The sequence below is a fragment of the Pseudomonas sp. B34(2017) genome, assembly GCF_002112915.1.
In the GTDB taxonomy this organism is placed as follows: domain Bacteria; phylum Pseudomonadota; class Gammaproteobacteria; order Pseudomonadales; family Pseudomonadaceae; genus Aquipseudomonas; species Aquipseudomonas pharyngis.
The window spans coordinates 281,062-302,791 of sequence record NZ_NEJA01000006.1 but is presented as its reverse complement, the minus strand read 5'-3'; the positions used below and the strand labels follow the sequence as shown (position 1 = coordinate 302,791).

Below are 21,730 nucleotides of genomic sequence, written 5' to 3'. Positions count from 1 at the left end.
GGGGAAACGGGTGGGGAATATCCCCCGCATTCTCAAGTGACCTGTGTAACTGATTGAGATGGAAGGCAATTTTTTGTGGCATGCGGATTGCTCTCAGGGCTTTAACGAGAATCGTTCCCTGTGAGCACCCACTACGAGGTTTCCGATCATGGTTGGCATTCACCACGCTCCGCCCCTGTTGAACTGGCTGCTGTTGCTGGTCTCGATGCTCAGCGTCGAACTGGCCAGCGCCGCCGTGCGCTGCGAGCGCAATCTGGTGGCCAATGTGGTCGCCTTCGATCAACCGCTGATGTTCAACCGCCTCGGTGCGCAAAACGCCAACGGCATGATGTACGCCCTGCGCCGCGATGTCGTCGATGAGCATGACGTTTCGCTGGCCTACGGCGGCAGCGCGGTGCCGGGCAAGGTATCGCTGCGTGCGGACAAGCGTCCACGGCCGCTGGTGCTGCGGGTGGCCGCCGGTGATTGCCTGACGATCAACCTGCAGAACCTGCTCGATTATCAGGCCAACCCGAACAAGCATTTCGAAGGGCCTGAAGGCGAGGAGGGCACCGAGAACGTCAGTGGCGCCGATGCTTTCAAGGTCGACGAGCAGGTCGCCGACCGGCATGTCGGTTTCCAGGTCAACGGCCTGCAAGCGGTGAACAGCATCGACGACATTTCCTCCTACACCGGGCGTAACGCCAACACCCTGGTGCCGCCGGGCGCGAGCCGTTCGTACGTGCTGTACGCCGAGCGCGAAGGGGCGTTTGCCGTCAGCAGCCGTGGCGCGACATTCGGTGGGGAAGGCGCGGCCGGCAACACCGCCAATGGCCTGTTCGGCCAGGTCGTGGTGGTGCCGAAGTCGGGACGCACCTATCGCAACACCCTCACCGAAGAAGAAATGCGTCTGGCCACCACCGGCCGTACACCGGCCGGTCACCCCATCGTCGATTACCAGGCCCGCTACCCGCAGCGCGAACCGTGGCTGCGTGAAGGCAAGGCCGGCACGCCGATCATCAGCATGGTCGACGGCAACGAAATCATCTCCAGCGAAAGCGACGCCATCGTCATGGGCAGCAATGCCGATGGCAGTTTCGCGCCCAGCACCTATCCGCTGGAATCGGTGGGCAAACGCAACCCGGCGATCCCCAATCGCCTCGAGCCGTTTCGCGATTTCGCCTCGCAGTTCCAGGACGAAACCGCCGCCACCCAGGCATTCCCCGCCTACTGGGCCGACCCGGTCATGGCCCATGTGCTGGAGCCGACCCGCGACTCGTTCATGATCAACTACGGTTCCGGCGGCATGGGCGCCGAAGTGGTCGCCAACCGCCTCGGCGTAGGGCCGATGCACGATTGCCTGTCGTGCGCCTACGAAGAATTCTTCCTCAGCTCGCACACCGTCGGTGATGTGGCGATGCTGGTGGACGTGCCGGCCAACACCGGGCTTGAGAACATCGCCCCCGGCCAGACACCGAGCGCCGATCAGGTTGGCGTCAAGGCCACCATGGCCCTGTATCCGTCGGAGCCGTCGAACGTCAACCACAGCTACATCGGTGACTTCGTCAAATTCCGCAACACCCACAACGGGCATGAGCAGCACATCTTCCACCTGCACGGTCATCAGTGGCTGTTCAACCCCAACGACGACAACTCCGATTACGTCGATGCCCAAGGCATCGGTCCGGGCGCCGGCTATACCTACGAAATCGCCAACGGTGGCTCCGGCAACCGCAACCGGGTGGCCGGTGATGCGATCTATCACTGCCACTTCTACCCGCATTTCGCCCAGGGCATGTGGTCGATGTGGCGGGTGCACGATGTGTTCGAGGAAGGCACCCGGCTGGAAGTCTCGCAACAGGGCGCCGATGGTTATCACAGCGAACCTTACGCCCTGCGCAGCGGTAAACCGGCTGCCGGTGCCCGCGCCTTGCCGGATGGCGAGATCATCGCCGGCACGCCGATTCCTGCCGTGGTGCCGCTGCCCGGCAAAGCCATGGCCCCGATGCCGGGCAAAGTGGTGGTGGTGCCGAAAATCGGCGAAACCCTGGTCGCCGGCCACGATGACGACGATGAAGAAGAGGACGACGGCGAACACCATGGCGGCAATGGTGGTTCGCAAGCGATTGGTTCCCTGGCGTTGGTCGATCGCAGCGAAGCCAACCGCAACGCCGACGGCAGCCTGAAAAGCCCTGGCTATCCGTTCTGGATCGGCGGCATGGAAAGTTCGGTCGGCCAACGTCCGCCCACTCCACCGCTGGACATGCTCGACGCCGCCACCGCGCAATCGTTGAAAGCCAGCGGCAAAGCGCTGTGGGCCAACCTCGATCCGAATCAGTCCGGCGGCTGGGACGGCGGCTTGCAGCGTCACACCCTCGACGGGGTGGCGGCCGGAGGCGAGGCGCACACCGTGACCACCTCGCTGGACTTCTCCAAGGAAGTCACCCGCGCCAAACCGATTTACCTGCCCGAAGAGGGCACCGAAGTGGAACAGGCCGCGATGGCGTTCCACGCGAAAAAGGATCACCCAAGCTTTGCCTTGCTGCCCGGCAACCAGATCGTGGCCAAGGCCTTCCGCACCAACGGCGCCTTGCCGATTGCCGGCGCGCCGTACTACGAACCGTGCATGGACGACCGGCAAAAACGCCTGACCAGCAGCGCCGGCAGCGGTGAATTCGCCAGCGGCGATCGGCTGGACGGTATGTCCTTCGTCGGCGCCTCGACCTTCACCGCCGACCGGCCACGGATCTACAAGGCCGCCAACATTCAGTTCGACGCGGTCTACAACAAGGTCGGCTATCACTTCCCGCAGGCGCGGATTCTGGCGCTGTGGGAAGACGCCTGGCCGGTGATCACCAAGCAGCGTCCGCCAGAGCCGCTGGTGATGCGCATGAACACCTTCGACTGCGTGCAATACCAGCAAACCAACCTGGTGCCCGCCACCTACGAGATGGACGACTATCAGGTGCGCACGCCGACCGACGTGATCGGCCAGCACATTCACCTGCCGAAGTGGGACCTGACGTCCGCCGACGGTTCCTCCAACGGCTGGAACTACGAGGACGGCGTGCTCTCCCCGGGTGCCGTTCAGGAACGCATTCACGCGATCCGCGAATTCAACCAGTGCGAAGGCACCGACCCGCGCGACGGCACCCAGGCGTGCCCGAAAGCCAAGGCGCATCCGTTCTTCGGTCAGTTCGGGCGCAGTGACTGGATGGGCGCACGCACGGCCATGCAACGCTGGTTCGTCGACCCGGTGGTCAACGCCAAGGGCGTGGATCGCGGGCTGGGCACCATCTTCACCCACGACCACCTCGGCCCATCGACTCACCAGCAGATCGGGCTGTATGCCACGGTGCTGGCGGAGCCGGCCGGTTCCACCTGGTTCCACGCCGAAACCGGGGAGCCTCTGTACAGCGGCGCGCGCCAGGACGGCGGGCCGACCTCTTGGCAGGCGGTGATCAACACCGGCGACCTCGACGGCGACGGCAAGAACGACAGCTTCCGTGAGTTCTTCCTCGAATACAGCGACTTCCAGCATGCCTATGAAGCCGGTGTGTACGTGGGCGCCGGCCCCAACGGTGTGCCCAATCCGCAAGCGTTCCCGGCCACCGCCGACAGCTTCCGCTACGCGATCAACCCGCCGGTGCGCAACAACGCCAGCACCCTGCTCGAAGGCGTGCTGGAAGTGCAGGGCGGTCAGGTGCCGGGTTGCCCGAGCCGGCCTTGCCCGCAAGCAATCTCCGTGGATGATCCGGGCATGTTCGTCGTCAACTATCGCAACGAGCCGCTGGCCCTGCGGGTCTACGACCCGAACAAGGTCGGCCCGGACGGCAAGCGCGGCATGCAGGCCGACGGCCTCGGAGGCGATCTGGCCTATGCCATGCAAAGCCGTACCGACCGGGCGATCCCGGCGATGAACCTGGCGCCGAATCTGGTGACGGCCGCCACCGGCCCGACCGGCGGCACCACCCTGTTCCCGCCGCACATCAACAAGGGCGGCAGCGAGCCGGGCGATCCGTTCACCCCGATGCTGCGTACCTACACCGGTGACAACGTGCGCCTGCGGGTACATGCCGGCGGCCACGAGGAAGAGCACAACGTCACCCTGCACGGCGTGAAGTGGCTGCAGAGCGGTTCCGGTTTCGGCAACAGCTCCAACTCGGGCTGGCGCGCCTCGCAGATGATCGGCATCTCCGAACAGATGGGCTTCATCGCACCGGTGTCGATGCTGTCCAGCTCTGCGGCGACTACCGGTGACTATCTGTACTCGATGGACGCTTCGATCGAAGGCTACTGGAGCGGGATCTGGGGCGTGATGCGCAACTACACGGCCAAACGCAATGACCTGTTCGCCATCCCCAACAACCCGAGTCCGGCCGGCATGCGCAACACCGTGGCCTTCGAAGGCAGTTGCCCACGGATCAGCGCCAACCCCAACGGCATCGGCACCCGGCCGACGGTGCAGCGCAACTATGAAGTGGTGGCGGCGCTGGCCAACGACATCCTCGGCAATTCGCTGGGCCTGAGCATCGGCGATTCGGCCGGGCTCGGTCAGCATGTCGGCGGGCCGCTGAATCCGGCGGGCGGCACCCTGGTGCTGAACTCGCGCACGGTGAGCATCCCGCAGGTCACGGTGACCGATCCGGAGGACGGCGAGACCATCACCATTGGTGGCCAGAGCGGGCCGCTGCATGATCCGACGGCGATCCTGTATGTGCGCAAATCCGACCTCGATCCGGTCAGCGGCAAGCTCAAACCCGGCATTCCGGTCGAACCGCTGGTGCTGCGCGCAGCGGCCGGGGACTGCATCAATATCACCCTGGAAAACCGTCTGCCGAGCGTGATGCCCGACCTGACCCAGACTGCCGTGATGCAGGGCATCGTCAAACGTGATCGCAACAGCGGCCTGGGCTCGACCACTTTCAGCAACAACCTGATGCGGCCGTCCAGCCATGTGGGGCTGCACGCGCAACTGCTGGCCTATGACATCACCAAATCCGACGGTGCCAACGTCGGCGCCAACCCGATCCAGACCGTACCGCCGCGGGTGGGCAGCAGCGGCGCCTACCCGACCCGGACCTATCAGTACTACGCCGGGCACCTGGAACGTGAAGGCAAACCGGTCACGCAACTGGGGCGCAGTGTCGACAACATCAACGCCACTGCCGTGGAGTTCGGTGGCCTGAACTTCACCCCGGCGGACGTGATCAAGCAACCGCAAAAAGGTCTGGGTGGGGCGATGAGCATCCTGCCGATCGGCGCGACCTGGGTCGACGATGCACGCAAGGTCAACGCTACGGTCACCGCACCGGGGCAGACGACTTACCGCGACTTCGCGATGGTCTGGCACAAGGCGCTGAACACTCGCTGGGCCAATGGCCGGCCGGTGGAAGGCATCGCTGCCGAGGGCTTCGGTGTGCCGACCGATCCGCAGGACAACTCGAGCATGGCGATCAACTACAAGACCGAACCTTTGTGGTATCGCTTCGGCCTCGCCCCGGATGCGCCGTTCGGTCGTGCCGATGGCGCGGGTTACGGCGACATGACCAACGCGCACATGGCCTACAGCAATGCGCTGGTGGGCGGCGATCCGCAGACGCCGGTGCTGTATGCCAAACCGGGTCAGCCGTTCCGCACGCACATCCTGATGCCGAGCGGCGGCAGTCGCGGCACGACGTTCCAGCTCGACGGACACGTCTGGTCGCTCAACCCGTTCCAGGCCGAGAAGAGCGACACCGGCGGCTACCCGATGGGCACGCCGGGCGTGGGTTCGGTGCGCTTCGGTTACAACCCGATGTCGATGTACATCGGCGCTCACGAAAGCATCCTGCCGGCGGCGCACTTCAGCTTCATGATCCCGAGCGCCGGGGGCAGCAACGCGATACCGGGGGACTACCTGTTCCGCGATTACGGCGCCTATGGCAACACCTCGGGGCTGTGGGGATTGCTGCGGGTGACCAATGAGCCGGAGCCGGCGCCGCCTGCTCAGTAAGTGCCAATGCGCGACCTGTGGGAACCGGTGAACCCGCTCCCACAGGTGGGGACAGGATTTGTAGGGGAGAGCGACATGAACAGGATCATCAACATCATCGGCGTCTGCCTGCTGGCGATGGCCGGCGCGCTGCTCACGCTGAGCGAGATTGCCCTGGCGCAAACCGGCGCAGGCCAGGTGCTGACCCGCGACGGCGTGTCGATCGCCTTCGATCTGAAGCCGCTGGCCAGCGACGGCCAGCTGCGTGAGGGCGAGTTTGCCGACGTGCAGTTTCGCGTCACCGACGGTGCGTCCGGCCAGCCGTTGTCCGGTGTGGCGCCGGGGGCGTGGATTGATCCGCAAGTCCTTGCCGCTGACCAGGCCCAGGGCCGTGACCAGAGCTGCAAGTCGCGGGTCGGCACGTTCCTCAAGTCCAATATCGGCGCGCGGCCGCTGCTCGACCTCAACAGCTATTTCCTGCTGGTGATGAACCGCGATGCCAGCGTTTCGGTGGTGGATCCGTCAGTCTCGGTCGGCGGTATCACCAGCACTTTGGCGCGGATCGAACTCAAGCAATCGCCGATGGACTGGGTCACGCCCAAGGACAACAAAAAGGTCTTCGTGTCGATGCCGACGGCGGGGGAAGTGGCGGTGATCGACAGCGAGCAATTCAAGGTCATCGACTCGGTGGCCGCCGGCAGCCAACCGGTGCGGGTTGCGCTGCAACCGGACGAGCGTCTGCTGTGGGTCGGCAACAACGCGAGCAAGGCTGAAGAGTCCGGGGTCACGGTGATCGACACCCAGAGCCTCAAACCGCTGAAACACCTGGCGACCGGTCGCGGCCACCACGAAATAAGTTTCAGCAAGGACAGCCGTTTCGCCTTCGTCAGCAACCGCGACGACGGCACCCTCAGCGTTATCGACATTGCCAGCCTGAGCCTGCTGCAACAGGTCAAGACCGGCTCCAGCCCGTTGTCGGTGGCGTACTCGCCGCTGTCCGGCGCGGTGTACGTGGCCGATGGCAAGGACGGCACCGTCACCGTGATCGACAGCAACAGCCGCGCCGTCCGCCGGGTGATCAAGCTGCAACAGGGCCTCGGCCCGATGGGCTTCAGCGCCGACGGCCGTTTTGGCGTGGTGCTGAACACGGTGGAGAATCGTGCCACGGTGATCGACGCGGCCAACGATTCGGCGATCCATGATCTGGAAGTCTCGGCCGAACCCTATCAAGTGGTGTTCACCCAGGCCTATGCCTACGTGCGTGGACTGGCCTCGCCGAAAGTCACCATGATCAACCTGTCTTCGCTGGGCGAAGGGCGTCAGCCGATTACCCAGGGTTTCGAGGCCGGGCCGCAGCCGCCACGGCTGGCCGGGGACCTGCCGCTGGCGTCGAGCCTCGCGGTATCGCGCGATGACAACGCGGTGTTTGTGGTCAACCCGGTCGACAACACCACCTATTTCTACGCCGAAGGCATGAACGCGCCGATGTCCGGTTACCCCAATCGGGGGCAAATCGCCCGCGCGGCGCTGGTGATCGACCGCAGCCTGCGCGAAGTCTCGCCGGGGCTCTACAGCGCCCGGGTCAAGCTGCCGGCGGCGGGGCGCTTCGACGTGGCGTTCCTGCTCAACCAGCCGAACATCATTCATTGCTTCAGCGCCCAGGTGGCGTCCGACGGCGCTCCGGAAAAACACCTGGGCGCGGCAAAAGTCGAGTTCCTGCTGGACAAGACCGCCGTGGCCCTCAACGACCCCTACGTGGTGCGCTTTCGCATCGTCCAGGGCAAACAGAAAATCCAGCGCAGCGGCGTGACCGACGTGCAGTTGCGCTACTTCCTCGCCCCGACTTCCCGGCCCCGCGAAGTGGCGGCGCTGGAAGTCGCCGACGGCGTATACGAAGCGCCGGTGACCCTCGATCGCAGCGGCGCCTGGTACCTGCACGTGCGCGCGGCATCGCTGGGCGCCGGTTTCGACGACAAGACCTTTGCCAGTGTCCGGGTGCTGCCCGGCCAGACTCAGTGACGAGGAAACGACCATGAACCGATTTGCATCCCGTGGCCTGCTGACCCTGTGCCTGTTGGCCGTCGGTATCCAGCAGGCCAGCGCCCACTCGGCGGACGAGCATGCCGGCCACACCGCACCGGCCGCCAACAGCCAGGAACACGCCCAGGTCAAGTTCGCCGACGTGCCGCTGCTCGACCAGAACGGCAAGACCGTGCACCTGGAGCAGGATCTGGTGCACAACAAGATCGTGGTCATGAGTTTCATCTACACCAGTTGCACCACGGTCTGCCCGGTGGTCTCGTCGATCATGGGCAAGGTGCAGAAACAGCTCGGTGCCCGGGTCGGCGCGGAAGTACAACTGGTGTCGATCAGCATCGACCCGCAGCGCGACGACCCGAAACGTCTGCAGGATTACGCCCGCACCTTCCAGAAAGGCCCGGGCTGGAGCTGGCTCACCGGTTCGCCGCAATCGATCACCGCCACCCTCAAGGGCCTCGGCAGTTTCAGCGGCGACTTCAAGAATCACCAGCCGCTGATCCTCGTCGGTGACGGCAACAGTCGCCACTGGACGCGCTATTACGGCTTCACCGACCCGGCACTGCTGGCCAGGGAAGTCGAGAAACTCAGCGGCCTGCGCACCCACGCCAAACACACCGCGATTGCCATGGAGCAACAGCCATGAGAACCCTGGACTGGATCACCCTGACGGTGTGTTTCTGGATTTTCAGCGCCATGGCCCTGGCTCACGAAGGCCACGAGCAACCGGCACCGGCACCAGCAACGACAACGACCAGCGCTGCGCCCGCACCGGCCAAAGGCACCCATGATGCGAAAACCTGGTTCACCGACACCCCGTTGCTGGATCAGAACGGCGACGTCCAGCGTTTCTACAGCGATGCGCTGCACAACCGCGTGGTGCTGCTCAACGTGATTTTCACCAGCTGCAATGACGCCTGCCCGCTGATCACCCGCAAGCTCAAGGAAGTCCGCCAGCTGCTGGGCGACAAGGCCGACGGCATCACCTTTATTTCCCTTACCAGTGATCCGCTGCGCGACACGCCGGCGGTGCTCAAGGCTTACACCTTGAAGCAGGGCGCCGATGACCCTCACTGGCTTTTCCTCACCGGCGACAAGGCGCAGATGGAGCTGGTGCTGGGCCGCATCGGCCAGATCGTGCCGACGCCCGAGCAGCACTCGACCCAGTTGATCGTCGGCGATGTGGCCAACAAACGCTGGAGCAAAATCCGTCCCGACGCCCCGGCCGCCGCCATTGCCCAGCGCTTGCAGTTGCTGACAATGCCCGTGGCCGGCCGCTGAGTCCGCGCCATGAGCCTCGGCCGCGTCCTCGCCCTGATCCTGCTCGCTGGCGTCAGCCTCGGCGCGGCCGCGTTACCGCTGACCGATGAAGAAAGCGCCGGCAAGCGCCTGTACCGCGAAGGCCTGTCCGCCAGCGGCGAGCCGATCATGGCGCGGGTCGGCGCGGCGGATGTGTTGCTGCCGGCCACCAGCCTGCCGTGTGCCAACTGCCACGGTGCCGACGGCCTCGGCCGGCCCGAGGGAGGGGTGCGTCCGCCGGAACTCAACTGGTCGCGGCTGACCAGCATTCATGGCCAGCAACAGATCAACGGCCGCAACTACCCGGCCTACACCGACAGCAGTCTGGCGCGGGTGATCCAGCAGGGTCGCGACCCCGGCAACAATCGCCTCGACCCGAGCATGCCGCGCTTCCTGCTGTCGATGAAGGATCAGCGCAACCTCACCGCGTACCTCAAGCGTCTGGCCGATGACCGCGATCCGGGGCTCGATGACCAGACCTTGCACTTGGGCACCTTGCTGCCCAGCCAGGGGCCGCTGGCCGAGGAGGGCGCAACCATCGCGGCGGTGCTCAACGGAAGCGTGGCGCGGATCAATCAGGCCGGTGGCATTCACGGCCGGCAGTTGCGCCTGACCGTGGCCGATCCCGGCCCGGATCGCGCCAGCGCCGAACAGGCCCTGCAACGGCTGATCGAGGAAGAGCAAGTCTTTGCCCTGATCGCGCCGCTGGCCCCGGCGCTGGACAGCGAACTGGCGCCGCGTCTGGAACAGTCCGGCGTGCCGCTGATCGGGGCGATGTCGCTGCTCGGCCCGGTGCAGGCCAGCCCACAGATTTTCGAGCCGCTGCCGGGCCTGCGTGAGCAACTGATCGCATTGGCCGATTACGCCACCGCCAGTTTGCGAGTGCTGCAAGGGCCGACGCTGATTGCCTATCCCGATGACCCGGCCCAGGTACTGGCGGCACAGGTTCTCGGCCAATATCTACAGGATCACGGCTGGGAAAAAGTCCATCTGCAGGCCTACGACCCGGCGGCGGACAGCTTGCCGCTGGGCTCGCGCTCAGTGTTCTACCTCGGTAGCGGCGGAGGTTTCAGTCGGCTGGCGGCCGGATTGCAGAATGCCGGGCAGGTGCCGTACCTGTTTGCTGCGTCGAGCCAGGTGGCGGGGGATCTGCTGCAAGTGCCGGAGGGTTTTTCCCGGCGGGTGTTTCTGGCGTATCCGTTCGTGCCCAGCGACTGGACCCAGGCCGGGCGCATGGCCCTGACGCTGTTGCGCGAGCATCAAGGCCTCGGCGCCCAGCATGCGGTGCTGCAAGTCGGCGCCTACGCCTCGATGCTGTTGTTCAGCGAAGGCATGAAGCAGGCCGGCCGCGACGCCAGCCGCGAAAAACTGGTGGCGGCGCTCGAAGGCCTGCATGACTTCGACACCGGCCTGACCCCGCGCCTGAGCTTCGGCCCCGGGCGACGATTGGGCCTGAGCGGCGCGCACGTGGTCACCGTTGACTTGCCCGACCAGCGTTTTTATCTGGTCGCTCCCTACAAACCGATTATTGCCACGCCCTGACCGGAGGCCCTGATCATGAAGCTCAAAACCCTGTGTTGGCTGCTGACAGGCTGGTTGTCGGTGGGAATGGCGAACAATGAACCGGTGGCCGCCCGGGTCAACGGCGAGGCGATTTCCGAGTTTCGCCTGGAGCGTTTTTTCGCCGAGTACCTGGAAGATCAGGGCCGCGCCGTGGCGAGCATCCGAAACCCCAAGGCCTACAAACAACTGCGTCAGGCCGCACTGGATACGCTGATCGACAAGGAATTGCTCTGGCAGGAGTCGCGCAAGCGCGGGGTGAAGATCGATGAGCAAACCGTGCGCGACCAGGTCGAACGGACTCGTACCGCCATCGGTGGCACCGACAAATTCCTCCAGCGTTTGCAGGACGCCGGTTTCGACGAAGCCTCGTTCACCGAGTACACCCATCGTGAGCTGGCGGCGCAGCGGATGTTTGCCGAGCTGACCCAAGTCCAGGCCCCGGATGAACAGACCGTGCGGGCGTTTTTTGCAGAACACCGCGCTGAAATGGGCGCGCCGGAGCAGGTGCAGGCCCGGCACATTCTGATCAAGGTTGCTGGCGATGCCGATGCCGCCACGGTTGAAGCGGCACGACTACGCTTGATGCAGATGCATGCCGCTATCGCAGGGGGGCAAACCTTTGCTAGCGTCGCGCAATCGGGATCGGAAGATGTCACCGCCAGCCAGGGCGGGGACCTGGGGTATTTCGCCCGTGGGCAGATGGTGCCGGCCTTCGAAACGGCAGCGTTTGCCCTCAAGCCTGGTGAAGTCAGCGAAGCGGTGCGCACACCGTTCGGCTGGCATTTGATCTTTGTCGAGAACCACAAGGAGGCGGCCGATGTCCCAGAGGAGCAAGGGCTGGAAACAGTCAGGGCGTACCTCGCCCGACAGCAACAGACCCAGGCTCGTCGTCAGGTGCTCGCGCAGTTACGGGCAGAGAACAGGATCGAACGAATTGACGACGACTGAAGGTTCCCCCCCAATAGTGGGGAATGGCTTCGATGCCCATTCAGGTGCTTCCCCGTTTCTGGGGAACGGGGTACCGGGACGAGCGGGCATTTCCATTCAATTCAAGGACATGAAGACAAAAAATTACCGGCATTCAGCCTGGCATGAAGTGTGCGTTACCTCTTGTGAGGCGCACTCCAGCAGGTTCGGGTCATTGAATTTCAATTGCCGGCACTTGAGGTTTCAGGGAGTCCACCTTGGTTAACAAAGTACTGGTTGTCGAAGACGAACAGCTGCTTGCACAGAACCTTCAGGATTATCTGTCGGCGCAAGGGCTGGAAGTCCGGATTGCACATGACGGCGCAGAGGGAATCGGCCTGGCCGAGACTTTCGCCCCCGACGTGCTGGTGTTCGATTACCGCTTGCCCGATATGGAAGGGTTCGAGGTGCTCGACGCGGTCCGCCAGAACAGGACGTGTCATTTCGTGCTGATAACGGGTCACCCGACCGCTGAAGTCTGTGAGCGGGCGCGGCAACTGGGGGTCAGCCACATCCTGTTCAAACCGTTTCCCTTGGCGGAACTGGCCCGAGCTGTCTGCGACCTTCTGGGGATCCAGCGCGAAGCGAAACCCGGTGCGAGCCCATCCGAAGGCTTTGTCGAACGACGCCAGAGCAGGACCGAGAGCTTCCCGTTGCAGTTGTACGATGGCAGTTGGGTGCTGGCGGACCGCCGACGAAACAGGTCGGAGGTCATGGCACCGGACGACGATCAAATGCTCACCGGGGAGTAATGGCGCGATAGACGTTCCGGTACTCGCCGAATTCGCCTCCCGCGCCGTCAGGGCCTCAAGCCCCGGGTGTTGGAGAGCAAGCCATGGATCGTCTGTCCGTTGTCGTCGAACCGCTGTCGGTCAATCCTCCACAGGAGGCACAGACCCCGCCACGCTTTTCCAGTGAGCAACTGGCCCAGGCCCGGGCACGGGCTACCACTTCCGGGGAACGGGTGCTCGATGCACTGGCCGTGCTCTGCGAACTGGCGCCGATGCCGTTCATTGCCAGCCTCGGCGCCACCCTGCATTACCCGGTGCTCGACACCGACACGCTGTTTCTGGCGACCCCGGTGTTCGACCGGGTCACCCTCGCGCAATGCCTCAAACGTGAATTTATCCTGCTGCGCCACAACGACGAAGTCATTGGCGTGTTCGCCGACCCCTTCGACACCTCGCGTCTGGCCTGGATCGACGAATGCCTGCACGGCGCGCCGCTGTACCTGGTGCATGCCGACGACCTCAAGGCATATCTGGCCCGCCACGAAGAAAGCTTCCACGCCGTCGAATCGCTCAACGCCCAGGCCGACGCCGGCAGCGAGACCGACACCCTGCAAAGCCTGTCGCTGACCAGCATCAGCGAAGACTCGAGCGTGGTGGTGAAACTGGTCAACTCGACCCTGTACGACGCGCTGAAAATGCACGCCAGCGATATCCACCTCGGCACCACCGGCCAGGGCCTGGTGATCAAGTACCGGATCGACGGCGTGCTGAACAACATCGGCAAGATCCAGGGCAGCGAGTTCGCCGAGCAGGTGATCTCGCGGGTCAAGGTCATGGCCGAACTGGACATCGGCGAAAAACGCGTGCCTCAGGACGGTCGCTTCAAGATCGGCATCAGCGGCCGGCAGATCGACTTCCGGGTGTCGATCATGCCGAGCATCTTCGGCGAAGACGCGGTGCTGCGGGTGCTGGACAAACAGGACCTGGCCGACAAGGTCTGCGGCGTGCAACTGCAAGCGCTGGGCTTTGAAGACGAAACCCTGCGCCAACTGCGCCGCCTGGCTGCCGAACCCTACGGCATGGTGCTGGTGACCGGCCCCACCGGCAGCGGCAAGACCACCACGCTGTACGCGATGATCACCGAGATCAACCACGGCGTGGACAAGATCATCACCATCGAAGACCCGGTGGAATATCAGCTGCCGGGCGTGCTGCAAATTCCGGTCAACGAGAAAAAAGGCCTGACCTTCGCCCGTGGCCTGCGCTCGATCCTGCGTCACGACCCGGACAAGATCATGGTCGGCGAGATCCGCGACCCGGACACCGCGCAGATCGCCGTGCAATCGGCGCTCACCGGTCACCTCGTATTCACCACCATCCACGCCAACAACGTGTTCGACGTGATCGGTCGTTTTACCCAAATGGAAATCGACCCCTACAGCCTGGTCTCGGCGCTCAACGCGATTCTTGCCCAACGTCTGATCCGGCTGGTGTGCAGCAGTTGCAGCACGCCGGTCAACCCGAGCGATGAAGAGCTGCGCGCTTCGGGCCTCGACCCACAGAAAGTCGATCACTACCACTTCGTCCACGGCAAGGGCTGCGGTCACTGCCGGGGCAGCGGCTATCGCGGCCGCACGGCGATTGCCGAGCTGCTGCACCTGGACGACGAACTGCGCCAGATGATCGTCGAGCGCCAACCCATCACTCAGATCAAAGCCCTGGCCTGCGCCCGTGGTTTGCGCCTCTTGCGCGAATCGGCGCTGGAGCTGGTGGAGCACGGTCGGACCACGCTGGAGGAGATCAATCGTGTCACTTTTATCGCGTGATCAATTTATCGCCGTGCTCGGCGCCAGCGGTGTCGGCCTCGGCCAGCGCCGGGGCAGCGACACCCTGTGGCTGGGCAGCGTCGGCTACATCGACGAAGGCTTCCAGAGCTACGCGGTGGCGCTGGACACCCTCGACCGTCTGCTCGGCGAACACACCCGTGCCGGCGCCGAGCTGAGCGTGGTCATCTCCGGCCACTTCAGCCGTTTCTGCCTGGTGCCGTGGAGCGAGCAGATCAGCAGCCCTGACGAACTGCGCGGCTTCGCCCAACTGTGCTTCGAAGACCTGTTCGGCGCACCGACCCAACCGTGGAGCCTGGTGCTGTCGGCTGAGCCGGCAGGGTATGACCGCATCGCCAGTGCCTTGCCGCAGGATTTGCTGGAACGCCTGCGCACGCTGGTAAGCGGTCGCGGCCTGCGTCTGCGTTCGGTGCAGCCGTACCTGATGACCGCGTTCAACCGTTTCGACAAAAGCCTCGACGCCGGTGACTTCCTGTTCATCGTCGCCGAGCCGCAACGCAGCGTGTTGCTGCTGGCAAGGGAAGGGCGCTGGTCGTCGGTGCGTTCGGTGGGCGGCAGCGACAGCGACGCGGCACTCAGCGCGCTGATCGGTCGCGAACGGCAACTGCAAGCCTCCACCAGCGAACGCGCCTTCAACGTTTATCTGCACGCTCCGGCGCGCCTCGATGCGCAACCGGAGGTGGCGGGGGTGCACCTGCGCACCCTCGAAGACAACTCGATGACCGTGCGTGACGCCTTGTACGTCATGTCCCGGGCGGTGGCCTGACATGCGCGCCTTGAACCTCGACTTCCAGCCTCGTCCGCGTTCCGGCCCGTTGGGCTGGAGCCTGCTCGGCGGCGGTGTATTGCTCGCGCTGGTGTGCTTCGGCGTGCAGCAGCACCTCGGCGATCAGGCCGAGCAACAACAAGGTCACTTGCAACACACCCAGCGCCAGCTCACCGGCGACAGCGGCAGCAAGACAACGCTGAGCCCGGCGGAAACCCGCGAGCAGGCGCAGAACCTTGCTGAAATGCGCAAGGTCTCGCAGCAACTGCGCCGCCCCTGGGAACGCCTGTTCGCCATGCTCGAAGCCATGCCGCGCGACGACATTGCCTTGCTGACCCTGACCCCGGATGCCCGCAAGGGCCAGGTGCGGATCAGCGCCGAAGCACGGGATCTGCAAGCGATGCTGGATTTCCACAAACGGCTGGAGGCCAGTGACGAGCTGTCCGACGTGTCGCTGCTGAGCCATGAAATCGTCGTCAAATCGCCGGAGCAACCGGTGCAATTCAACCTGTCGGCGACCTGGGAGATAGGCGATGCGAATCCCTAGACTGATCGTTCACGAATACCTGCAAGGCCTCGGCGTTCCGGGCCTGGCCGGTCTGGCACTGCTGCTGGTCACGCTGGCTTGGGCACTCGGCGGTTTGCTGCCGGGCTGGCAATCGCTGCAACAACTCAGCCAGCAAACCCGGGAAGCCACCGAATACCTGGCCAAGGTCGAGGACGGCAGCATCGCGCCGCCGGTGGTGCCGCAACGTCAGCTGGATGATTTTCGCAACAAGCTGCCGGCCCAGCCGCAAGCCACTGTCGCCATCGACCGCATCTACGCCCTGGCCGCGCAGGAACACATCACTTTGGCGCGCGGCGAATACGCTCTCGGCGTCGATCCCAAGACCCATCTGGCGCGCTACCAGATCCTGTTGCCGGTGCGCGGCAGCTACCCGCAACTGCGCCGTTTCCTGCACGCCTTGCTCGGCCAGTTGCCGGCGGTGGTGGTGGAAGACGTCGAGTTTCAACGCAAGAAGATTGCCGACACCGACCTCAGCGGCCGGATCCGTATGACCCTCTACCTGTCGAGGTCGTGATGGACAGCAAACGCATAACCGGCTGGGTGGCGTTCTTCGGCGTGGCGGCGGCGCTGGCCTGGTTGCCGGAATATTTCTTGCCGAGCGACGAAGCGGATTCGACCGAAGTCGCCGTGGCCAGCCCGGCCAAAGCCAGCGCCCGTGGCGCCTTGCCCGCCAGCAGCGCCAAGGCGAATGCGGCGCCGATCAAGGACCTGAGCCCGGCCGGCGACCTGTTTGCGAGCAAATCCTGGAAGGCCGCGCCGACCCTGGCGACGGTCACCGAACAAGCGATCAACCCGACCCCGGTGGTGCAAGCCCCGAGCCTGCCACCGGTGCCGTTTCAGTTCGTCGGCAGGCTGCATGACCGCAGCGACCTGCAGGTGTTCTTGCAGGACGGCGAGAAAATCTACGTCGTGCGCAGCGGGGATGTGATCGACGACACCTGGAAGATTGCGGCGATTTCCGATGTGGAACTGAGCCTGGTCTACCTGCCTTTGCATTTGTCGCAGACCTTGTCTGTGGGGAGTACGCAATGAACAGATCCCGTTTGCTGATGAGCCTCGGCCTGTGTGCCGGGCTGGCCGCGTGCAGTTCCGCGCAGGTCGCCAACAAGGAAGCCGCCGACCTGATCGATCAGGGGCAGTACGAGGCGGGCCTGGCCCGGATCGAGGAAGGCTTGCGGGAAAATCCGCGCGACACCGAGCTGCACCTGCTGCTCAACAGCGGTCGGGCCAAGGCCATCACCGCGCTGCTGACCTCCGGCGACACCGACCGCGCCCGCCGCGATTTCGCCTCGGCCCGCACCGCCTACAGCCGGGTGCTGACCATCGAGCCGAACAACCGCCGCGCCCAGGATGCCCTGCGCCAGCTCGACTACCTGCGCAGCATGGATGAGAAACTGGAGCTGGCCCGTGGCGACCTGCGCCGGGGCGACATCTACGGCGCCGACCGCCAAGTCAAACAGATCCTCGAACTCGACCCGAAAAACGACGGCGCGCTGGAGCTGCAAGGCAACATCCGTCTGGTGCAGAGCCGCAACGTCATCCAGTACCCGCAACTGCGCACCCGGCTTGATCGCCCGGTGACCCTGGAGTTTCGCGACGCCAACCTCAAGACCATTTTCGAAGTGCTGTCGCAGGTTGCCGGCCTGAATTTCATCTTCGACAAGGACCTGCGTCCGGACATGAAAGCCACGATCTTCGTGCGTGACGTGCGCATCGAAGACGCCGTGCAACTGCTGCTGCAACAGAACCAGCTACACCAGAAAGTGGTGAACGAAAACACCTTGCTGATCTTTCCGGACTCGCCGCAGAAGCTGAAGGATTACCAAGAACTGGTGATGCGCACCTTCTACCTGACCAGCATCGACGCCAACACCGCGCTGAACATGATCAAGACCATGCTCAAGACCCGCGACGTGTTCGTCGACGAGCGCCTGAACACCCTGACCATGCGCGACACCGAAGACGCCGTGCGCATGGCCGAAAAACTCCTGCAATCGCAAGACCAGTCCAACCCCGAAGTGGTGCTGGAAGTGGAAGTGATGGAAGTCGCCACCCAGCGCATTCTCGACCTCGGCCTGCAATGGCCGAACACTTTCGGCGTGGTCAACAGCGACGGTTCGGCGGTGACCATTCTTGATCAACTGAAGGGCATCAACTCCAGCCGGATTTCGATCTCGCCGTCGCCGCAAGCCAAGATCAATGCCCAGGACAACGACATCAACACCCTGGCCAGCCCGGTGATCCGCGTCAGCAACCGCGAACAGGCGCGCATCCACATCGGTCAGCGGGTGCCGATCATCAGCGCCACCTCGGTGCCGTCGACTCAGGGCCCGGTGATCACCGAAAGCGTCACCTACCTCGACGTCGGTCTGAAGCTCGAAGTGCAACCGACCGTGCACCTGAACAACGAAGTGGCGATCAAGATTGCTCTGGAAGTGAGTAACGCCACGCCGCTGGAGCCGACCCGCCAGGGGACGATTCCGGTGCAGGTCGACACCCGCAACGCCCAGACTTCGCTGCGTCTGCATGACGGCGAAACCCAGATCCTTGCCGGCCTGATGCGCAACGACCACGGCGCCACCGGCAACAAGATTCCGGGCCTCGGCGACATCCCCGGTCTGGGCCGGCTGTTCGGCAGCAACAAGGACACCATCGGCAAATCGGAACTGGTGCTCTCGATCACCCCACGGATCGTGCGCAACCTGCCGTACCAGAGCCCGTCGGACATGGAATTCCCCACCGGCACCGAAACCAGCATGCACATCCAGGCGCCGGACCGTTCGCAGAACTACACCATGCCAGCGCCTGCCGCGCAGCCTCGTGCAGTCGGTGAAGCGGCCGTGGCCACCACCCGTGTAACCGTCGAGAAGCCTTGATCATGAACGCCTCCCAACGCGGTTTTACCTTGATCGAAGTCGTGGTGACGCTGGCCCTGATCGGCCTGCTGGCCGGCATGGCCGCACCGCTGACCGAGACTCTGGTGCGGCGTGGCAAGGAGCAGGAACTGCGGACCGCGCTGTATCAGATTCGCGATGGCATCGACGCCTACAAGCGTGCCTTCGATGCCGGCTACATCGAGAAATCCCTGAACAGCAGCGGCTATCCGCCGAACCTGAAAGTGCTGGTCGAAGGCGTGCGCGACGTGCGCAGTGCCAAGGGTGCGAAGTTCTACTTTCTGCGCCGGATACCGCGGGATCCGCTGGTGCCGGCCAAACGTGACGACAACGGCGGTTGGGGCCTGCGGGCCTACAACAGTTCGGCCCAGAACCCGCGCGATGGCGAAGACGTGTTCGACGTCTACTCCCTCGCCCGGGGCCATGGCCTCAACGGCATCGCTTACCGCGAGTGGTGATTCTCATGCGCCGGGAAAAGGGGTTTACCTTGCTCGAGCTGATGGTGGTGATGGCGATCATCGCGACCCTGATGACCATCGCCTTGCCGCGCTACTTCAACAGCCTCGAGGCCTCGAAAGAGACCACGTTGCACCAGAGCCTGTCGGCCATGCGCGAGGCGCTGGATCACTACTACGGCGACACCGGGCGCTATCCCGATTCCATCGAGCAACTGGTGGAGATGCGTTACCTGCGCAACGCGCCGCTGGACCCGATCACCGAACGCAATGACCAATGGGTGCTGATCGCACCGCCGGACGGTGTGGCGGGCGGCGTCGCCGACATCAAGAGCGGAGCTACCGGGAGGGCGCGTGATGGCAGCCAGTATTCCGAGTGGTAAGCACGTGGAGCAGGGTGGGTTCACCTACCTGGGCGTGCTGTTCCTGATCGTGATCATGGGCATGGGCCTGGCGAGTGCCGGCGAGTTGTGGTCGACCGTGTCGCGCCGCGACCGCGAGAAGCAACTGCTATGGGTCGGCACCCAGTACGCCCAGGCGCTGCGCAGCTACTACCGCAGTTCGCCGGGTCTGGCGCAGTACCCGAAAGAACTGGCCGACCTGCTGCAGGACGAACGTTTTCCGGAAGCCCGCCACCATCTGCGCCAGCTCTATCCGGACCCGATCGGCGGCGGCGAATGGGCACTGCAACGGGGTTTCGACGGACGCATCACCGGCATCAACAGTGCCTCCACCGAGGTGCCGTTGAAGCAGGCGGACTTCCCGTCGCAGTGGTCGGATTTCGAAGGCATGCAGCGTTATTCGGACTGGCAGTTTGTGGCCGAGAAAGCCTTCCTCGACGGCACCGGCTCTGGCAACGGGGCCCCGGTCAAAGGCCAGTCGGCCCTGCCGCAGGCGTTGCAACCATGAGCCGCCACGTGTGGTGCGCGTTGATCCTCGCGGCCGTGGCGTCTTTCGCCAGCGCCAGCGAAGAAGACGAAATGATGGGCTTCATCGTCGACGACACGATCTCGCACATCGGCCACGACTTTTACTACTCGTTCAGCGAGCGCCTGCGCGACACCAGCCGGATGGATTTCAACCTGGTGGTGCGCGAGCGCCCCGACGCGCGCTGGGGCAGCCTGGTGACCGTCGAATATCAACAACGCCTGGTGTATCGGCGCTTCCTGCCGCCGAACACCGTGGAACTGAAGGACGAGGCCTACGCGGCCGCCGACTCGGTTCGACTGGAGGTGGTCCGGCGCAAGCTGGAAGCCTTGTTGCAGGACACCACCGACCTTGAGAAGGACGAACTATGAACACGACAACGTTCTCACGGCGCAGCGGATTCTGGATCTCGGGGTTGTTGATCGGGCTTGCCAGCGCCGCTGCCGTCCAGGCCACCGAACTGGTCTACACGCCGGTCAACCCGTCGTTCGGCGGCAACCCGCTCAACGGCACCTGGCTGCTCAACAACGCCCAGGCGCAAAACGACCACGACGATCCGGATCTCAAGAAGCGTTCGACGGTGGCCGGCACTTCGGCACTCGAGCGCTTCACCAGTCAATTGCAGTCGCGGTTGCTGGGGCAACTGCTGGACAACATCTCCACCGGCAACACGGGGAGCCTGTCCACCGACGCTTTTATCGTCAACGTCGTTGATGACTCGGGGGCACTGACGATTGAAGTGACCGACCGGGCGAGCGGCGAAGTTTCCGAAATTCAGGTGAACGGCCTCAACCCATGACGGGATGACGGTTCCGGGGAGCGATGGACATGAAAAAAATAATTGCGCTAGGGCTGATGTTGGCAGCATTACAAGGGTGCAGTCTGCGCGAGCCGATGCCGGCCGAGCAGGACACCGATACCCCGACCCTGACCCCCAGGGCCTCGACCTACTACGACTTGCTGAAAATGCCGCGACCCAAGGGCCGGCTGATGGCGGTGGTGTACGGCTTCCGTGACCAGACCGGGCAGTACAAACCGACGCCGGCCAGCTCCTTTTCCACCAGCGTCACCCAGGGCGCGGCGTCGATGTTGATGGACGCCATGCAGGCCAGCGGCTGGTTTGTGGTGCTTGAGCGTGAAGGGCTGCAGAACCTGCTGACTGAACGCAAGATCATTCGCGCGTCGCAGAAGAAGCCGAATACGCCGGTGAACATTCAGGGTGAGCTGCCACCGTTGCAGGCGGCGAACATGATGCTTGAGGGCGGGATCATCGCTTACGACACCAACGTGCGCAGCGGTGGGGAAGGGGCGCGGTATCTGGGGATTGATCTGTCCCGTGAGTATCGGGTTGACCAGGTGACCGTGAACCTGCGGGCGGTGGATGTGCGTAGCGGGCAGGTGTTGGCGAATGTGATGACCAGCAAGACGATTTATTCGGTGGCGCGCAGTGCGGGGATTTTCAAGTTTATCGAGTTCAAGAAGTTGCTTGAGGCTGAGGTCGGGTATACGACCAATGAGCCGGCGCAGTTGTGTGTGCTTTCGGCGATTGAGGCGGCGGTGGGGCATATGGTGGCGCAGGGGATTGAGCGGCGGTTGTGGCAGGTGGCGGGGGATGCTTCTACTCCTTCGCAGGATGATGTTTTGAATCGGTACCTGACTCAGAACAAGATTGATCCGGAGGCCGAGTGAACTTGGCGGCCTTTGGGCCGACCAGGTTCTTGTTGGGT

At 64.0% G+C, this 21,730-nt stretch carries 19 protein-coding genes; all 19 read left to right on the top strand.

Annotation, left to right across the window (positions count from 1 at the left end; translation table 11 throughout):
- Positions 1 to 148: 148 nt before the first annotated feature.
- The 19 genes from mnxG (at position 149) to CAF80_RS20600 (ending at position 21,692) form a co-directional block, all read left to right on the top strand.
- Positions 149 to 5,974, top strand: coding sequence for a manganese-oxidizing multicopper oxidase MnxG (mnxG, locus tag CAF80_RS20690; protein ID WP_074687726.1), 5,826 nt, complete (start codon positions 149 to 151; stop codon positions 5,972 to 5,974).
- Between the two features lie 75 nt (positions 5,975 to 6,049).
- Complete coding sequence (locus tag CAF80_RS20685; protein ID WP_074687727.1) at positions 6,050 to 7,972, top strand: YncE family protein; 1,923 nt, start codon at positions 6,050 to 6,052, stop codon at positions 7,970 to 7,972.
- Positions 7,973 to 7,985: 13 nt separating this feature from the next.
- Positions 7,986 to 8,636 carry an SCO family protein gene (locus CAF80_RS20680; RefSeq protein WP_074687728.1) on the top strand — a complete coding sequence of 217 codons (651 nt, stop codon included), beginning with the start codon at positions 7,986 to 7,988 and terminating at the stop codon, positions 8,634 to 8,636.
- Positions 8,633 to 9,271: an SCO family protein gene (locus tag CAF80_RS20675; protein WP_074687729.1), complete on the top strand. Its 639-nt coding sequence runs from the start codon at positions 8,633 to 8,635 to the stop codon at positions 9,269 to 9,271. Before CAF80_RS20680 ends, CAF80_RS20675 begins: the two co-directional genes overlap by 4 nt.
- A gap of 9 nt (positions 9,272 to 9,280) precedes the next feature.
- Complete coding sequence (locus CAF80_RS20670; protein ID WP_074687730.1) at positions 9,281 to 10,831, top strand: ABC transporter substrate-binding protein; 1,551 nt, start codon at positions 9,281 to 9,283, stop codon at positions 10,829 to 10,831.
- A gap of 15 nt (positions 10,832 to 10,846) precedes the next feature.
- Entirely contained in the window at positions 10,847 to 11,800 is a 954-nt protein-coding gene (locus CAF80_RS20665) for a peptidylprolyl isomerase (protein WP_074687731.1), read from the top strand.
- Positions 11,801 to 12,036: 236 nt separating this feature from the next.
- On the top strand, positions 12,037 to 12,570 hold the full coding sequence (locus CAF80_RS20660) for a response regulator (protein ID WP_039769033.1): 534 nt from the start codon (positions 12,037 to 12,039) through the stop codon (positions 12,568 to 12,570).
- An 83-nt stretch (positions 12,571 to 12,653) separates the two neighbouring features.
- A complete protein-coding gene (locus CAF80_RS20655; RefSeq protein ID WP_011333429.1) occupies positions 12,654 to 14,375 on the top strand; it encodes a GspE/PulE family protein in 1,722 nt (573 codons plus the stop codon).
- Positions 14,356 to 15,159: a hypothetical protein gene (locus CAF80_RS20650; RefSeq protein WP_074687732.1), complete on the top strand. Its 804-nt coding sequence runs from the start codon at positions 14,356 to 14,358 to the stop codon at positions 15,157 to 15,159. The genes CAF80_RS20655 and CAF80_RS20650 overlap by 20 nt, the downstream gene beginning before the upstream one ends.
- Position 15,160: 1 nt before the next feature.
- Positions 15,161 to 15,706: a PilN domain-containing protein gene (locus CAF80_RS20645; RefSeq protein WP_007956129.1), complete on the top strand. Its 546-nt coding sequence runs from the start codon at positions 15,161 to 15,163 to the stop codon at positions 15,704 to 15,706.
- Positions 15,693 to 16,241: a GspMb/PilO family protein gene (locus CAF80_RS20640; RefSeq protein WP_074687733.1), complete on the top strand. Its 549-nt coding sequence runs from the start codon at positions 15,693 to 15,695 to the stop codon at positions 16,239 to 16,241. Before CAF80_RS20645 ends, CAF80_RS20640 begins: the two co-directional genes overlap by 14 nt.
- Positions 16,241 to 16,759 (top strand): hypothetical protein, encoded by a 519-nt coding sequence (locus CAF80_RS20635; protein WP_074687734.1) that lies wholly within the window; start codon positions 16,241 to 16,243, stop codon positions 16,757 to 16,759. The genes CAF80_RS20640 and CAF80_RS20635 overlap by 1 nt, the downstream gene beginning before the upstream one ends.
- Entirely contained in the window at positions 16,756 to 18,603 is a 1,848-nt protein-coding gene (locus CAF80_RS20630; RefSeq protein ID WP_039769039.1) for a secretin N-terminal domain-containing protein, read from the top strand. Before CAF80_RS20635 ends, CAF80_RS20630 begins: the two co-directional genes overlap by 4 nt.
- 2 nt (positions 18,604 to 18,605) lie before the next feature.
- Entirely contained in the window at positions 18,606 to 19,079 is a 474-nt protein-coding gene (locus CAF80_RS20625) for a type II secretion system protein (RefSeq protein ID WP_039769040.1), read from the top strand.
- A gap of 5 nt (positions 19,080 to 19,084) precedes the next feature.
- Positions 19,085 to 19,459 carry a type II secretion system protein gene (locus CAF80_RS20620; protein ID WP_011333435.1) on the top strand — a complete coding sequence of 125 codons (375 nt, stop codon included), beginning with the start codon at positions 19,085 to 19,087 and terminating at the stop codon, positions 19,457 to 19,459.
- Complete coding sequence (locus tag CAF80_RS20615) at positions 19,434 to 19,985, top strand: type II secretion system protein (RefSeq protein WP_039769041.1); 552 nt, start codon at positions 19,434 to 19,436, stop codon at positions 19,983 to 19,985. Before CAF80_RS20620 ends, CAF80_RS20615 begins: the two co-directional genes overlap by 26 nt.
- Positions 19,982 to 20,374 carry a curli production assembly/transport protein CsgE gene (gene csgE, locus CAF80_RS20610; protein WP_064378911.1) on the top strand — a complete coding sequence of 131 codons (393 nt, stop codon included), beginning with the start codon at positions 19,982 to 19,984 and terminating at the stop codon, positions 20,372 to 20,374. The genes CAF80_RS20615 and csgE overlap by 4 nt, the downstream gene beginning before the upstream one ends.
- Complete coding sequence (locus CAF80_RS20605) at positions 20,371 to 20,802, top strand: curli assembly protein CsgF (protein WP_007956141.1); 432 nt, start codon at positions 20,371 to 20,373, stop codon at positions 20,800 to 20,802. Before csgE ends, CAF80_RS20605 begins: the two co-directional genes overlap by 4 nt.
- A 29-nt stretch (positions 20,803 to 20,831) precedes the next feature.
- On the top strand, positions 20,832 to 21,692 hold the full coding sequence (locus CAF80_RS20600) for a CsgG/HfaB family protein (protein WP_039769045.1): 861 nt from the start codon (positions 20,832 to 20,834) through the stop codon (positions 21,690 to 21,692).
- The last annotated feature ends 38 nt before the right edge of the window (positions 21,693 to 21,730 follow it).

Coding starts and splice junctions, on each gene's coding strand:
- mnxG (WP_074687726.1), top strand. CDS start 149: ATGGTTGGCATTCACCACGCTCCGCCCCTGTTGAACTGGCTGCTGTTG.
- CAF80_RS20685 (WP_074687727.1), top strand. CDS start 6,050: ATGAACAGGATCATCAACATCATCGGCGTCTGCCTGCTGGCGATGGCC.
- CAF80_RS20680 (WP_074687728.1), top strand. CDS start 7,986: ATGAACCGATTTGCATCCCGTGGCCTGCTGACCCTGTGCCTGTTGGCC.
- CAF80_RS20675 (WP_074687729.1), top strand. CDS start 8,633: ATGAGAACCCTGGACTGGATCACCCTGACGGTGTGTTTCTGGATTTTC.
- CAF80_RS20670 (WP_074687730.1), top strand. CDS start 9,281: ATGAGCCTCGGCCGCGTCCTCGCCCTGATCCTGCTCGCTGGCGTCAGC.
- CAF80_RS20665 (WP_074687731.1), top strand. CDS start 10,847: ATGAAGCTCAAAACCCTGTGTTGGCTGCTGACAGGCTGGTTGTCGGTG.
- CAF80_RS20655 (WP_011333429.1), top strand. CDS start 12,654: ATGGATCGTCTGTCCGTTGTCGTCGAACCGCTGTCGGTCAATCCTCCA.
- CAF80_RS20645 (WP_007956129.1), top strand. CDS start 15,161: ATGCGCGCCTTGAACCTCGACTTCCAGCCTCGTCCGCGTTCCGGCCCG.
- CAF80_RS20640 (WP_074687733.1), top strand. CDS start 15,693: ATGCGAATCCCTAGACTGATCGTTCACGAATACCTGCAAGGCCTCGGC.
- CAF80_RS20635 (WP_074687734.1), top strand. CDS start 16,241: ATGGACAGCAAACGCATAACCGGCTGGGTGGCGTTCTTCGGCGTGGCG.
- CAF80_RS20630 (WP_039769039.1), top strand. CDS start 16,756: ATGAACAGATCCCGTTTGCTGATGAGCCTCGGCCTGTGTGCCGGGCTG.
- CAF80_RS20625 (WP_039769040.1), top strand. CDS start 18,606: ATGAACGCCTCCCAACGCGGTTTTACCTTGATCGAAGTCGTGGTGACG.
- CAF80_RS20620 (WP_011333435.1), top strand. CDS start 19,085: ATGCGCCGGGAAAAGGGGTTTACCTTGCTCGAGCTGATGGTGGTGATG.
- CAF80_RS20615 (WP_039769041.1), top strand. CDS start 19,434: ATGGCAGCCAGTATTCCGAGTGGTAAGCACGTGGAGCAGGGTGGGTTC.
- csgE (WP_064378911.1), top strand. CDS start 19,982: ATGAGCCGCCACGTGTGGTGCGCGTTGATCCTCGCGGCCGTGGCGTCT.
- CAF80_RS20605 (WP_007956141.1), top strand. CDS start 20,371: ATGAACACGACAACGTTCTCACGGCGCAGCGGATTCTGGATCTCGGGG.
- CAF80_RS20600 (WP_039769045.1), top strand. CDS start 20,832: ATGAAAAAAATAATTGCGCTAGGGCTGATGTTGGCAGCATTACAAGGG.